Below are 13,995 nucleotides of genomic sequence, written 5' to 3'. Positions count from 1 at the left end.
CTTGTTTCCTCACGCCCAATTGCCCTTCGACATCAGCCCGAGGATTTCGAGCTGGCGCCAGTTGATATATTTCTCCGACCATTTGCACCACAAATCGGGCTCTTTTGAGATCGTGCGGGCATAGGCGTGATATTCGCGCGAGCCTGCGTAATGCTGTTTGCGCTCCAACTCTTCCTCGACCTTGTCGGTTAGCGGCGAGAGGAACTTCGCGTGCAGCAGGCACCCCGAGACCATCTCTCCGCCGATCGTGTCGTAGACCTGGTTGAGGCCGCGCGGCAGCAGCGCATGGGTCGAGGAGATATAGACATTCCCGCGCTCCCATTTGACGAGCGGTATCTTGTTGAGCGAGGGGGCCTTCTTCGGCGCGTCGGGAAAAAAGATGCGTGCCCGCGGTCCGCCCTGGATCCACAGATTATTGGTCTCGGAGTTCTGCGAGATCATGTAATTGCCCGCATCGAACCAGCAGGCCAGATCGAACGGGTTCTGCCCCTCGCGATAGGGCTGCGCGTCGATCGGTCCTTTCGGATACATATCGAGCAGCATCGCCGGGAAAGACCGGATGCCATAGGTATCGAGCCAGTCGGTCAGCGCCTGAATGGGCCGCGTGTCGCAGAACGGGTAGACGAAGAACTCGTCCGGATCGAGCGTCAGCGTCCAATGCCCGGTGCCGTGTTTGCGCAGCAGCCAGTTCATCCAGTCGATGCCGAAATTCGACGCCTTGTAAGACGCCTCCGTGCGCCAGACCGAGCAATCCTCCTGCTGCGCGAGATACTCGGCGCTGCCGTCGTCGCTGCCATTGTCGACAAACAGGAAGTGGCCGACCCCCATCTCGCGGTAATAGCGCAGGAAATAGGGCAGGCGGATGCGTTCGTTGCGGGCGGTGACGAAGACGAGGATATCCTCGGGGTGGATGTCGCCGGTGCGATCGGAATAGAGAGAGAGTTCGCGGCTTTTCCGGAAAGCCCGAATCTGCCGAATTCTGCGCTTGCGGCGCAGTCTGGCGATTTCTCTCAGTCCCAATATCCGTCCCTCTTCGACGTCGCGGTCATTTCGTGCCGCTTCGGTCCCGTGATGCTCGTATCGTAGTTTTCAAATCGTTAAAGGTCGCCCGGTTCAAATCGGCAAGTTTTTAACGGGTTATCAATATCTTCCGATACTTACCCGGTTTGCTTGCAACTGAGAAGCCCGCGCTTCACGCTCACGTCAGTATTGTTGCCCCCAAGTCAACAAATTTACATCCACCCGCCGCGCGACATCAGCCCCTGAGCCTCCAGTTGTCGCCAGTCGCCGAGCCGCGTCGAATGCGGCGTCCAGAGCTCCGGATCGGCGGCCAGCGCGTCGTAATACTGGTCGAATTCCGCGGGCTGGCCGAAATGCTCGCCGCGCGATTTCTCCTCCTTCGACTTGTCCACGATCTCGTCGAGAAACTTCGTGTGCAGCAGCAGCCCCGAGATGGCCTCGCCGCCCTCCGTGTCGTAGGTCTGGTTCAGGTGGCGGGGCAGCAGCGCATGGGTCGAGTTCAGATAGGCCCACCGGCGATGCCACCGCACCAACGGGATTTTCGAAAGGGTCGGCGCTTGTCGGGGGGTGTGGGCAAAAAACGCCCGTGCCCGGGGTCCGCCCTGAATCCACAGCGCGTCGGTCCGGTCCTGCCGGGTCATCATGTAATTCCCGGCATCGAACCAGCTCAGGATCTTGCGCGGGTCCTGCCCCGCCTCATAGCGCTGCGCGCCCAGCGGCCCCTTCGGGTAGAGGTCGAGCATCATCGCCGGGAAACAGCGCTGCTCGGACCGGTCGAGCCAGTCGGTCAGCGCGGGCAGGGGGCGGCTGTCGTGATAGGGGTAGATCAGCAGCTCATCCGCATCGACGGTCAGGCACCAGCGATCGTGTCCGTAGCGCAGCATCAGCCATGTCACCCAATCGAGCCCGAAACGCGAGGCCCGGTAGCTGCCCGCCGTCTGCCATAGCGAGACGTCGCGCGCTTCCGCCAGCAGCGCGGCGGTGTCATCCGTGCTGCCATTATCGACGATCAGGAAGTGATCGACGCCCAGCTTGCGGTAATGCTTGAGGAAAAAGGGCAGCCGCCGCGCCTCGTTGCGCATCACCGCGAAGGCGAGGATCGCACAGGGCTTTATCTTGCCGGTGCGGTTGGTGACGCTGTCGAGCTGATGTCGCTTGCGCAGGGCGCGCCACAGGAAGTGCTTGCGCTTGAGGCGCAGCCTGTAGCTCTCCCAAAGCTCATGGCGCGATGGCATCCATACTCCTGACCCTGCCTCGGGGTCAGTATTCATACTCTTTCGCCTGATGCCAACGCCATGCATCGGAAATCATGGTGGACAGGTCCGACCGCTTCGGCTGCCAGCCAAGCTCCTCGGTCGCCCGTTTCGAGCCCGACACAAGCGACGCCGCATCGCCCGGTCGACGGTCCCCCTCGACGATCGGAACATCGCGATTGGTTACCGCGCGCGAGGCGTCGATCACTTCGCGCACCGAGAACCCGTTGCCAGAGCCGAGGCAGAAGACCCGCGAGGGTTTGCCATCCTCGAGCCATTTCAGACCCAGCACATGCGCATCGACCAGATCGGAGACATGCACGTAATCGCGGATGCAAGTGCCGTCGCGCGTCGCGTAATCCGAGCCGAACACGGTCAGCGCCGGGCGTTTGCCCGCGATCGCGTCGAGCATCAGCGGGATCAGATGCGTCTCGGGGATGTGCTGCTCGCCGACTTCTGCGTCGGGATCGGCGCCCGCCACGTTGAAATAGCGAAAGATCACGGAGTTCATCCCGTGGCTCGCGCCGAAATCGCGCAGCATGTCTTCGATGGCGCGTTTCGATCCGCCATAGGCGTTGATCGGGCGCTGTTCTGTGTTCTCATCCAGCACCACCCCGTCCTGATCGCCGTAGGTCGCGCAGGTCGAGGAGAAGACGAAGTTGCGGCAGTCTGCATCGACGGCCGCCTCGATCAGGTTCAGCGCGCAATTCACGTTGGCGCGCCAATATTTCGCCGGATCTTTCATCGACTCGCCGACGAGGCTGAGCGCCGCGAAATGCATTACAGCGATGGGCTGATACTTGGCGAACACTTCGTCGAGCCGGGCACGATCGGCCAGATCGCCCTCCTCGACGGGGCCGAATTTCACCGCTTCTTTCCAGCCGGTCGAGAAATTGTCGAAACAGACCGGGACGTAGCCCGCCGCGGCCAGCGCCTTGCAGGCGTGCGAGCCGATATAGCCCGCACCGCCCGTCACCAACACATGCTTCATCGCTTACTCGGCAGCCTGCCGCATCGCGGAGAGATCGGAGAGATACTCTCCGAACTCGTCCTTCAGATCCGGGCGCTGGAGGCCGAAGGCCACCGTTGCCTGCAGGAAGCCCGCTTTCGATCCGCAATCGTAACGTTGGCCGTCGAAGCGATAGGCGTAGACCGAGTTGCCGCCGTGGATTTCCTGCGCGATGGCGTCGGTCAGCTGGATCTCTCCACCGGCTCCCGCCTTGCGCGCATCGAGGTTCCACATGATCCGCGGGGTCAGGATGTAACGACCGATCACCGCGAGGTTCGAGGGGGCGTCTTCAGGCTTGGGCTTCTCGACCATGCCATTGACGGGCAGGCGCGGACCGTCGCCCGGGCCCACATCCAGAACACCGTAGGAGGCGGTCTTGTCGGCGGGGACTTCCATCGCCGCGACATAGTTCCCGCCGGTCTCGTTATAGGCTTCCATCATCTGCTGCAGACAGGGCTTGTCGGCGGCGATGACGTCGTCGGTCAGGATCACGGCGAAGGCTTCGTCATGCACCAGACGGCGCGCGCACCAGACCGCATGGCCCAGACCCAGCGGCTGGTTCTGGCGGACATAGGCAATCGCGCCGCTATCCATGTTGGTCTTCTTCAACTCGTCGAGAATCTCGGTCTTGCCCTTCTGCGAGAGCGCGCTTTCGAGCTCGGGGGCGTTGTCGAAGTAATCCTCGAGCGCAGATTTGCCGCGCGAGGTGACGAAGATGAATTCCTCGATACCGGCCGCGCGCGCCTCGTCGATGGCGTATTGGATAAGCGGGCGGTCCACCAGCGTGAGGATCTCTTTCGGGATCGACTTCGTCGCGGGCAGGAAGCGGGTTCCGAGGCCGGCCACCGGGAAGATCGCCTTCGTCACCTTGCTTTTCATTCGTCACCTATAGGGTTGCTACGATCAAATCGTCAGAAGTTGGTTTATTGTGTCCCCAAAGCCTCAATCCAACAAGGGACCCGTTTTCGCGTTGAGCACTCCAAAAGGAAGAAATGCTGCAAACGCGAAAATTGTTTCGTTCAACGCCGTGAAAATTCGCGGTTTACGCGTGTTCGGCGATAAATCGCCGCAGTCAGGGGAGCTGCATCCGCTGCATCATGGATTCTATACGGGCCACGTCTGATGGATTGTTGAGTTCCCAGAATTGCCGTCCGCGCGCCTCGACCTCTGTGCAGAGCACTGCACGCCCGTTCTCTAGGAAACGCAATTGCTCCAGCCCTTCGAGCGTCTCCAGAGGCCCGATCGGCCAGCCTGCATAGGCCGCCAGCGTGTCCGGTCGGTAAGCATAGACGCCCACATGGTGGAACACCGGCGTCGGGGCTTCGTCCGCGTAACTCTCGGAGGTGAAAGGAATGACCTCTTTCGAGAAATAGAGCCCGCGATTGCCTGCGCCGAACACCGCCGTGGTGCCGCCCACCCGCCCGTTCTGGCGATCTTCCAGCAGGCTTTTCAGCATTGCGCCCTCGCAGCGCAGCACCGGGGTCGCGAGTTCGGCCCAGTCATTGGCGCGCAGCCCCGTCACGAGGTCTTCGATGAACCAAGCGGGAGTCAGCGGCGCGTCGCCTTGCAGGTTCACCACGATATCGTAGTCACCGCCAAGCGTTGCGGCAGCTTCGGCGCAGCGCTCGGTCCCGTTGCGGCAGCTCTCCGAGGTCATCACCACCTCCGCGCCGAAGGCCTGGCAGGCGTCGCGGATACGGGCGTCATCGGTGGCCACCACGACCCGGTCGACGCCGCCGACCTGCGTCGCCGCCTCCCAGCTGCGCTGGATCAGGGTCTTTTTCTCGCCCGTGGCGCCGGTCAGTTCGACCAGCGGCTTGCCGGGATAACGGCTCGACGCGTAGCGCGCCGGAATGACGATGAGGACAGACATCACTTCACCAGCAGAACGCCGGGAGCGTAGGCGATGAAGAACGGGTTCTCGAAGCCAGGCTTGCCATAGGTGAAGGGCGCGTGATCTTCGAAGCGGATCATCTCGCCGCCCGCGCCGCGCAGAACCGCGTCACCTGCCGCCGTGTCCCATTCCATCGTGCGGCCCAGACGTGGATAGAGGTCTGCCTCGCCCGTCGCGACAAGGCAGAATTTCAGCGACGACCCGGCCGAGGCCATATCCTTCACCGCGTATTTGCCGATGTATTCGTCGGTCGCCTGATCGCGATGCGATTTCGACGCAACCACCATCAGACCGCGATTGTCGGGCATCGAAACCGTGATCGGCTGCTGCTTGCCGGGGCGCTCCTTGTCGAAGGGGCCGTCTTCTTCGACCGCGCGGCCCTCGGCCAGTGTGTAGAACAGCCGCCCCTTGGCGGGCGCATAGACCACGCCACGCACCGGCTTGCCATTCTCGACATAGGCGATGTTGACGGTGAAATCGCCGCGGCGCTTCACGAATTCCTTCGTGCCGTCGAGCGGATCGACGATGAGGAAGGTCGACACCTCCTGCGAATGGCTCGCGGCCTGTTCCTCGGTGACGAGCGGCACGTCGGGAAATTCGGCGCGCAGCCCGGCGGAGATCAGCGCGTCGGCGGCCTCGTCGGCTTCGGTCACCGGCGAGTTGTCCGACTTCGACTTCACCTCGAAATCCGGCGAGTCGTAGATCTCCATGATCTTGTCGCCTGCCTCGAGCGCCAGTCGCCGCATCACTCGCATCAGATGTTCGAAATCCATCGTCACGCCTCTCCCGGCCTTGTTAAGGCCCAATTGCTATGCTCCAACTCCCCCCTTATGATGCGGCGACAAGGGTTGAGCAAGCAATCCGACCTAGCTTGGGCCGCAACGCGCCCGAATCGGCAGGAACATGTTCAGACCGGAGACGAAAGCGACCAAGCTCGGGACGACCTTCAGCCTGCTGGAGTTGATCTACCATGCGACCGTGCGCAATCTGCGCAAGACCCACGGCAATGCGTTGATCGGCCTGCTGCTGAACATGGTCCAGACGATGATGCTGGTCATTTCTTTCTACGTCATGTTCAGCATATTGGGGATGCGGTCCAGCTCGGTGCGCGGCGATTTCCTGCTCTACATCATGACCGGCATTTTCCTCTACATGACCCATACCAAGACCCTGGGCGCGGTCTTCGGATCTGAGGGGCCGACCTCGGCGATGATGAAACACGCGCCGATGACCACCGCGGTCTCGATCTCCGCGGCGGCGCTGAGCGCGCTCTACATCCAGGTGCTGTCGATGGTGACGGTGCTCTACATCTACCATGCGGCCTTCAAGCCGATCGAGATCTACGATTGGGTCGGTGCCTTCGGGATGGTGTTGCTGGCGTGGTTCACGGGGCTCGCGGTCGGGGTTGTGCTGTTGGCGGCGAAGCCCTGGGCGCCCGAAGTGGTGGGCGTGATCCAGCAGGTCTACACCCGTGCCAACATGATCGCCTCGGGAAAGATGTTTCTCGCGAACAATCTGCCGCACAAGATGCTGATCCTGTTCAACTGGAACCCGCTGTTCCACACGATCGATCAAGCGCGCGGCTTCACCTTCATCAATTACAATCCGCATTTCTCGAACTGGGAATATCCGCTCTATGTCGGGCTAGCGATCCTGATGATCGGCCTTCTGGGCGAATTCTACACGCGTCAATACGCCTCGATCAGCTGGGGGGCGCGGCGTTAGTGCCTTTTCAGGCAGGCTCGTTTCGAAAAGGAGCGCTATTATGGCCGCGAATACCATCCGAACGATTGGCCTCGGTCTGGCTCTTGCGATGAGTTCTGCCGGATCCGTTCTGGCAGAGGACTTTCCCCACTACGCGGCGGTCACCGGCGTCGCTGCCGACGATGTTCTCAATCTCCGGGCGGAGCCGACCGCATCGGCGCCCGTCCTAGGCACATTGTCCCCCGGAGCGACAGGCATCGAGATAACGGGCGCATCCGCGGACGAAAAATGGCTGAGGTTGAATGTCGATGGACGCACGGGGTGGGCTGCGGCGCGATTTCTCAAGGACGTTCCGATGCCGCCGTGGTGGACCGAACAGGTGCCGCTCGCCTGTTCCGGGACGGAGCCGTTCTGGTCGCTGCGCTACGCGCCGGGGCTCTTTCGGTTCGAGATGGCGGGGGAGGCTGCGCAAAACCTCGATGTCGAATGGTCAGGGGCTCCGCAAAACGGAAAGGCCGAGACGGTGGGGATGAAACTGTCGAGAAAAGGTACGGAGGGCTTCGTGGTGTTCAAGGGCGGCACGTGTTCCGATGGCATGAGCGATGCGCTTTACGCGATCGGGCTCGATCTCTTCCTGAAGACATCCGCAGGTCGTCGCGCGCTGACCGGATGCTGCCGCCTCGACTGATCAGACTTTACGGATCGTGTCGCCGGGATCGAGGGTCGGCTCCAGCTCGATCACCTCGCCGCCGATCATCCCGCTTTGCGAGCGACCCGAAATGATCTGCGCCGCCTTGCGCCCGATCTCGGCCCGGCAGGCGTTCATCGTGGCGAGCCGCACCGACAGACCGTCGAGCAGTTCGAGCCCGTTGAACCCGGCCAGACCCATCTTTCCCGGCACGTCGATCCCGTGATCGAGGCACCAAAGCAGACCGCCGGCGCCGATCATGTCGTTCGAGTAATAGAGAAAATCGAGATCGGGCGAGCGCTTGAGCATTGTCTCCGTCATCTCGCGGCCCTTCGCGAGTGCCGATCCCCCGCCGTAGAACTCGGTATCGGCCAGTTCGATCCCTGCCTTGGCGAGCCCTTCCTTGAACCCTTCGAGCCGTTTGCGCGCCCGGTGATCCTCGGGCATTTTCGTGCCGAGAAAGCCGATCTTGCGATAGCCCGCGGCGATGATCGCCTCGGCCATGTGCAGCCCGGCGCGGCGATGCGAGATACCGACGACCGAGTCGATCCCCTCACCATCGACATCCATGATCTCGACCACCGGAATGCCCGCGTTCTGCAGCATAGCGCGAGAGGCAGGCGTGTGTTCGACCCCCGCGATGATCACCCCCGAGGGGCGCCACGAGAGCATCTCATAGAGAACCTGCTCTTCCTTCTCGGGCGAGTAATTCGTCACGCCCACGACCGGCTGCAGCCCGGTATCCTCAAGCTCGTCGGATACGCTCGACAGGACTTTCGGGAAGACGAGGTTCGACAGCGACGGGATGATCACGGCCACGAGGTTCACCCGCTGCGAGGCGAGCGCGCCGGCGATCTTGTTGGGCACGTAGCCAAGCGCCTTCGCGGCTTGCAGGACCTTTTCGCGTGTCGCATCAGAGACATCGCCGCGATTGCGCAGCACGCGGCTCACGGTCATCTCGGAGACGCCGGAGGCTTCGGAGACATCGCGCAGGGTCAAGGGGCGGCGGGTTTCGATGGGGCGGGACAAGGGCAGTTCCTCAAGGTTCACCTCTTGTTAGCGCCAAACATTTCCCTTGCGCAAGCGAATGATGACCAGTATGTTAGCGTTAACGGTTATAGGGTCGGATAATCTCCGCTCAATACCTGGACAGACCCGCGCCACTGTCGGATTCGTCAGGGCGAGGGACGCGAAAGGGGGCGCAGTGGGCCAATTTGCGCTCCCTTTTCTTTCTTCCCAACCAGTTCCCGAATTCACGACCGCACTAGATGCGCGGCATAGCGGCTGCGGTTTTTCGCAGCACCACCGCGATGGACTTGCGCCACAAGCTCTTTGGCGGCATCAAAGGCGCTGTGCGGTCCCGTGGCTCAACTGGATAGAGCAGCCCCCTCCTAAGGGGCAGGTTGCAGGTTCGAATCCTGCCGGGATCGCCAATCAGACATGAAAAAGGCCCGCGCTATGCGGGCCTTTCGTGTTTCTGGTGCGACCGCTCAAACCTCGGTCCAGGATTTGTCCTCGCCCTTGAGGCCGCCGACCATCACGCGGGTCGGAAGGCCCATGCGGTCGAGCTCGGTGAAGAAGGGTTTGGGGTCCATCTCTTCGACGTTCTTCATCGTCTTCGCATCCCAGTCGCCCTGCGCGATCAGGATTGCGGCGGCGACCGGCGGCACACCTGCCGTATAGGAGATGCCCTGCGAGCCGACCTCTTCGTAGGCTTCTTTGTGATCGGCGACGTTATAGACAAAATACTCCACGTCCTTGCCGTCCTTCGTGCCTTTCACCAGATCGCCGATGCAGGTCTTGCCGGTGTAGTTCGGCGCGAGGCTCGACGGGTCGGGCAGCACGGCCTTCACCACTTTCAGCGGCACGACTTCCAGACCCTCGGCGGTTTTCACCGGCTGTTCCGACAACAGGCCGAGGTTCTTCAGCACGGTGAAGACGTTGATGTAGTGATCGCCGAAGCCCATCCAGAAGCGCACGTCGGCCTGCGGATAGTTGGTGGCGAGCGAGTGCACCTCGTCATGGCCCGACTGGTAGGCCTGCGACGGGCCTACGACGGGCAGATCCCATTCGTGGCCCGAGGCGAACATGCTCGTCTCTTTCCACTGCTGGTCTTCCCAGTAATAGACGACTCCGGTGAATTCGCGGAAGTTGATCTCCGGATCGAAATTGGTCGCGAAATACTTGCCGTGCGAGCCCGCGTTGATGTCGACGATGTCGATCGATTTCACCTCGTCCATCTGGTCGATGGCGAAACGCGCATAGGCGTTCACCACGCCCGGATCGAAGCCCGCGCCGAGGATCGCAGTCACGCCATGTTCGGCGCACAGGTCGCGCTTCTTCCATTCGTAATTGGCATACCAAGGCGGGGTTTCGCAGATCTTGTCGGGCTCTTCATGAATCGCGGTGTCGATATAGGCGGCGCCGGTGGCGATGCAGCCATCGAGGACGTGCATGTTCACGAAGGCGGTGCCGACGTTGATCACGATCTGGGACCCGGTCTTGCGGATAAGCTCGGCGACGGCCTCGGAATCGGTCGCATCCACCGCATGCGCCTCAAACGTGCCCTCGACCTTCATCGCGCCTTTCTCATGCACGCTTTCGATGATCGCATCGCATTTCGATTTGGTGCGCGAGGCGATGTGCAGATCGCCCAAGATGTCGTTGTTCTGCGCGCATTTATGCGCCACGACCTGGGCGACGCCGCCCGCTCCGATGATGAGCACGTTCTTTTTCACTTCGGCTGTCTCCTTTGTTTGCGGACAGGGGAAGGGGGCTCTTGGGGGCCCTCAGGACAATGAGGCGCGATAATCCTCATAGGTGAAGTCGCGAATCCGGTCGATGTTCCCATTTTCGCGGCGGATGGCGATAGCAGGCATCGCAACGCCGTTGAACCAGTTCTTCTTTACCATCGTGTAACCGGCGGCATCGGCAATCGAGATACGGTCGCCGATTTCGAGCGGTTTGTCGAACCGCGCCTCTCCGAAGATGTCGCCCGCGAGGCAGGTTTTGCCCGCGATCTGGTATTCGTATTCGCCCTGTTGCGGCAGCTTCGCGGTCTCGCGATAGATCAGCAGGTCGAGCATATGCGCCTCGATGCTGCTGTCGACGATGGCGATCTTCTTGCCGTTGTCGAGAATGTCGAGCACCGTGACTTCGAGCGAGGCACTCTGCGTGATGGAGGCCTCGCCAGGCTCGAGATAGACCTGCACGTCGAAATCTTCGGAGAATTTCTTCAACCGGTCGGCCAGATCGTCGAGCGGGTAATCTTCGCCGGTGAAATGGATGCCGCCACCAAGGCTCACCCATTTCAGGCGCTTCAGAATATCGCCGAACTCGGCTTCGATCCGCGAAAGCTGATGGTCGAACAGCGCGAAATCGGCGTTCTCGCAATTGTAGTGGATCATCACGCCCGAGATGCGATCCATCGCCGCCTCGAGCCGCTCGGCATCCCATTCGCCCAGACGCGAGAACGGCCGCGCCGGGTCCGCCAGATCGAAACCGGAGGTCGAAAATCGCGGGTTCAGGCGCAGGCCACGCTCGATATGCGCCGCCTTCTCGCCAAAGCGATCCAGCTGGCTCAGCGAGTTGAAGATGATCTTGTCGGCATACCCGATGGCCTCGTCGATCTCGTGATCGGCCCAGGCGACCGAATAGGCATGGGTTTCCTTGCCGAATTTCTCACGTCCCAGATGCAGCTCGAACAGCGAGCTGGAGGTCGTGCCATCCATGTAGGGCTTCATGATGTCGAAGGCCGACCACGTCGCGAAACATTTCAGCGCCAGCAGGGCTTTCGCGCCGGAACGTTCGCGCAGACGCTCGATCTTGCGCATATTCTCGCGCAGTCGGGCCTCGTCGATCAGGTAGAAGGGCGTATCGGACATGGCTCCCCCGCAGGTCAACAGACCCTGCGATATAGGGCCCATGTGACAGTGGCGCAACCGGATCAGTCGACTCGGATCGCATCCTTGGCCACGCTAAGCGCATAGCCTTTGCGGGAAATGTTGCGCACCAGAAGCTCGCTGACGAGCTGATTTCCGAGGCTGTCGCGCAGCCGTTTGATCCGCGTGGCGCCCGCCGCCTCGTCGCAATCGGCCTCGTCGCGGCCCGAGATCATCGCCTCGATCTGCGCGCCGGTGAGGATGTCGTCATCCATCCGCGCTTCGGCCAGAACAGACAGCGTCTCGATCGCGGCCGGGGTCAGTGTGAAGCCCATATCGTTGAGCATCACCGCGTTTTCGCCCCGCAGGATGCGCAGGCTCTGCACTTCGATCCCGGCGCGGCGGATTTCGGTCATGCGCTTGTTCAGCGCGATCAGCAGCAGCAGGAAGACGATCGTCGCGATCAGCAACGCGGCGGCGAAGATCAGCAGGATGAAGATGATTACCCGGTAATTCGCCAGCACATCAGAGAACGCGGTGCCCGATTGCGCGAGCACCTCCAGCAGTTTGATTTCGGCCTGCGAGGTCAGGTTGTCGTTTTGCACGAAGATCTGCTCGACTCGCGCGTTGAACGCATCCGCATTCGGCAGGTTCGCGAATAGTAGCACCGCAGCGACCGCGAGAATCGCAACCACGGCGACGATCCCGCCCACGACCGCGCGCGAGCCCAATCGCAAACTGTCAGTAACGGAGGAAATATTGTCCGGCACTGGCCTTCCTTTGCTCCAAGCCATCGGGGCCGAATGTGGAGAGAACCGTCAGCAAGGTCCACCCATCGGCTTTCAGCTTCGGCGCCAATTCGCGCGCCGCCGCCTTTTTCGAACAGGCCGAGTCCGAGACCTGCGCAACCCCGTATTGCAGCTGCAACGGGTTGTCGCGCTTGGCCTTGTAGTCGGCATAGCACTCGGCCTGCGCGGCCGAGGCAGAGGCGAGAAACGCCAATATGAGGACTGCATGTTTCATGTGGAACACGCTGCGCGCAATGCCCGTGTTATTCAATAGCCAAAGGGGGTTGGCCGGTCTGTTATCCGATAGCAGGGGGCCGTTATTGCCTGACTTTCGACCCCCGGCCCAATCTCGGTTCATCGACGTCACGCGGCCTTCGGGCTGCCGAGTGAAAGGACCGAAGCCATGAGCCTCAAGACCAAGGCCACCGCCGCCATCACCGCCCTCGCCCTCGCGCTGGGCTCCGTCGCGATCAGTGCCACGCCCGCCGCCGCGCTGGGCAAGAAGGACCGTCAGGCGCTAACCATCCTGCTTGGGGTCGGTGCCGCCGCGTTGCTGCTCGACGGTATGAACAAGAACGACCACAAGGCGAAGAAGGCGCAGCCGCGCTATGAAAGCTGGCAGGACCGGCAGCGCCGACTGGAGCGTGAACGCCGCGAGCGCGAGCGTCGCGCCGCCGAAGCCCGCCGCAAGCGCGCGCAGGAACGCTACGACCACGACCGCTATCGCCATGACCGAGACCGCATCTACCTGCCTGCGGAATGCGTGCAGCGCGTGAAGACCCGCCGCGGCTGGGGCGAGGTGGTTTCCGCCTCCTGCCTCGACCGCCGCACAGAGCGTACGCTGCCCGCCAACTGCGCCTTCACGATGCGCACCGGGCGTCACGGGGTCGAGAAAGTCTACGGCAGCAACTGCCTGGAGGATCGCGGTATCCGTCTCCGCCGGCGTTAAGACATGCGGCAGACGCCAAGAAGAGCGTCGTCGAGCAGTGCGGGGGCCTTCGGGTCCCCGCTTTTTCATTGAACAGACCTGCCGGTTCGGGGCATTCCCAACGCATGGCAGACTCACCTGACTTCTCCTTCGAAGAAGCCGCCTTCGCGCGCGGCCTGATTGTCGTCGCGGGCGTGGACGAAGTCGGCCGCGGACCGCTTTGCGGGCCCGTCACCGCTGCCGCGGTAATTCTCGATCCAGCCTGCATTCCCGAGGGGCTCAACGATTCGAAGAAGCTCAGCGCGAAGCGCCGCGCCGATCTGGCGGCCCGGATCATGGACTGCGCCGAGTTCTGCGTGGCCCATGCCAGCGTCGAGGAGATCGACGAGCTTAATATCTATCACGCCTCGCATCTCGCGATGTGCCGGGCGGTCACAGGCCTCGCCCGGATCGCCGATCACGTCCTCGTCGATGGCAACCGCGTGCCGTCCGATCTGCAACTTTCCTGCGAGCCGGTCGTGAAGGGCGACGCGCGCTGCCTGTCGATCGCGGCGGCCTCGATCCTCGCGAAAGAGGCCCGCGATTTGCTCATGGTGGATTTGGCGCAACAGTATCCTGGCTACGGCTGGGAACGAAATGCGGGCTACGCGACCAAGGATCATCTGCAGGCGCTTCTAGATTTAGGGGTTACCCCCGTTCATAGACGAAGCTTCAAGCCGGTCCACAATATCTTGTGCCAAGCGAATTATATAAGCCCTTGATTCAAAAAAGAAATTGACGATGAATCGGCTTTGACTCATTTTTATAGCCATAGATCGGCACAAAGCCGG

General features: G+C 61.8%; 15 protein-coding genes and 1 tRNA gene. 5 read left to right on the top strand and 11 right to left on the bottom strand.

The window, feature by feature from the left end:
• Positions 1–9: 9 nt before the first annotated feature.
• From BMG03_RS01610 to cysQ, 6 genes are all read right to left on the bottom strand, one after another.
• Entirely contained in the window at positions 10–1,020 is a 1,011-nt protein-coding gene (locus BMG03_RS01610) for a glycosyltransferase family 2 protein (RefSeq protein WP_075775189.1), read from the bottom strand.
• 212 nt (positions 1,021–1,232) lie between these two features.
• The gene (locus BMG03_RS01605) at positions 1,233–2,255 is read right to left on the bottom strand and encodes a glycosyltransferase family 2 protein (protein ID WP_075775190.1); all 1,023 of its coding nucleotides are present in this window, start codon (positions 2,253–2,255) and stop codon (positions 1,233–1,235) included.
• A 25-nt stretch (positions 2,256–2,280) separates the two neighbouring features.
• Entirely contained in the window at positions 2,281–3,264 is a 984-nt protein-coding gene (gene galE / locus BMG03_RS01600; protein WP_075775191.1) for a UDP-glucose 4-epimerase GalE, read from the bottom strand.
• 3 nt (positions 3,265–3,267) lie between these two features.
• Positions 3,268–4,161, bottom strand: coding sequence for a UTP--glucose-1-phosphate uridylyltransferase GalU (galU, locus tag BMG03_RS01595; protein ID WP_075775192.1), 894 nt, complete (start codon positions 4,159–4,161; stop codon positions 3,268–3,270).
• A 193-nt stretch (positions 4,162–4,354) separates the two neighbouring features.
• Positions 4,355–5,155: a 3-deoxy-manno-octulosonate cytidylyltransferase gene (locus BMG03_RS01590; RefSeq protein WP_075775193.1), complete on the bottom strand. Its 801-nt coding sequence runs from the start codon at positions 5,153–5,155 to the stop codon at positions 4,355–4,357.
• On the bottom strand, positions 5,155–5,949 hold the full coding sequence (gene cysQ, locus BMG03_RS01585) for a 3'(2'),5'-bisphosphate nucleotidase CysQ (RefSeq protein ID WP_075775194.1): 795 nt from the start codon (positions 5,947–5,949) through the stop codon (positions 5,155–5,157). The genes BMG03_RS01590 and cysQ overlap by 1 nt, the downstream gene beginning before the upstream one ends.
• Before the next feature lie 130 nt (positions 5,950–6,079).
• Between cysQ and BMG03_RS01580 the strand changes: the two genes are divergently transcribed.
• Together BMG03_RS01580 and BMG03_RS01575 are read left to right on the top strand one after the other, a co-directional pair.
• Positions 6,080–6,901, top strand: coding sequence for an ABC transporter permease (locus BMG03_RS01580; protein ID WP_075775195.1), 822 nt, complete (start codon positions 6,080–6,082; stop codon positions 6,899–6,901).
• Between the two features lie 40 nt (positions 6,902–6,941).
• Entirely contained in the window at positions 6,942–7,568 is a 627-nt protein-coding gene (locus BMG03_RS01575) for an SH3 domain-containing protein (protein ID WP_075775196.1), read from the top strand.
• Here the strand turns inward: BMG03_RS01575 and BMG03_RS01570 are convergent, their stop codons facing one another.
• On the bottom strand, positions 7,569–8,597 hold the full coding sequence (locus BMG03_RS01570) for a LacI family DNA-binding transcriptional regulator (protein ID WP_077701044.1): 1,029 nt from the start codon (positions 8,595–8,597) through the stop codon (positions 7,569–7,571).
• Positions 8,598–8,924: 327 nt separating this feature from the next.
• Between BMG03_RS01570 and BMG03_RS01565 the strand changes: the two genes are divergently transcribed.
• A tRNA-Arg gene (locus BMG03_RS01565) sits at positions 8,925–9,001 on the top strand.
• Positions 9,002–9,058: 57 nt separating this feature from the next.
• Here BMG03_RS01565 and BMG03_RS01560 read toward each other — a convergent pair.
• The 4 genes from BMG03_RS01560 to BMG03_RS01545 form a co-directional block, all read right to left on the bottom strand.
• Positions 9,059–10,306, bottom strand: a complete 1,248-nt coding sequence (locus BMG03_RS01560; RefSeq protein WP_075775197.1) for a saccharopine dehydrogenase family protein — start codon at positions 10,304–10,306, stop codon at positions 9,059–9,061.
• 51 nt (positions 10,307–10,357) lie between these two features.
• Positions 10,358–11,452: a carboxynorspermidine decarboxylase gene (gene nspC / locus BMG03_RS01555; RefSeq protein ID WP_075775198.1), complete on the bottom strand. Its 1,095-nt coding sequence runs from the start codon at positions 11,450–11,452 to the stop codon at positions 10,358–10,360.
• A gap of 62 nt (positions 11,453–11,514) precedes the next feature.
• Positions 11,515–12,219: a helix-turn-helix domain-containing protein gene (locus BMG03_RS01550; RefSeq protein WP_098409595.1), complete on the bottom strand. Its 705-nt coding sequence runs from the start codon at positions 12,217–12,219 to the stop codon at positions 11,515–11,517.
• Complete coding sequence (locus BMG03_RS01545; RefSeq protein ID WP_075775453.1) at positions 12,191–12,472, bottom strand: hypothetical protein; 282 nt, start codon at positions 12,470–12,472, stop codon at positions 12,191–12,193. Before BMG03_RS01545 ends, BMG03_RS01550 begins: the two co-directional genes overlap by 29 nt.
• Positions 12,473–12,640: 168 nt before the next feature.
• Here BMG03_RS01545 and BMG03_RS01540 point away from each other — a divergent pair, with 168 nt between their 5' ends.
• A complete protein-coding gene (locus BMG03_RS01540; RefSeq protein WP_075775200.1) occupies positions 12,641–13,186 on the top strand; it encodes a hypothetical protein in 546 nt (181 codons plus the stop codon).
• A 104-nt stretch (positions 13,187–13,290) separates the two neighbouring features.
• A complete protein-coding gene (locus BMG03_RS01535) occupies positions 13,291–13,926 on the top strand; it encodes a ribonuclease HII (protein ID WP_075775201.1) in 636 nt (211 codons plus the stop codon).
• Positions 13,927–13,995 lie beyond the last annotated feature (69 nt).

This window comes from Thioclava nitratireducens, assembly GCF_001940525.2.
Taxonomy (GTDB): Bacteria; Pseudomonadota; Alphaproteobacteria; order Rhodobacterales; family Rhodobacteraceae; genus Thioclava; species Thioclava nitratireducens.
This window is presented reverse-complemented; position numbering and strand designations above follow the sequence as displayed.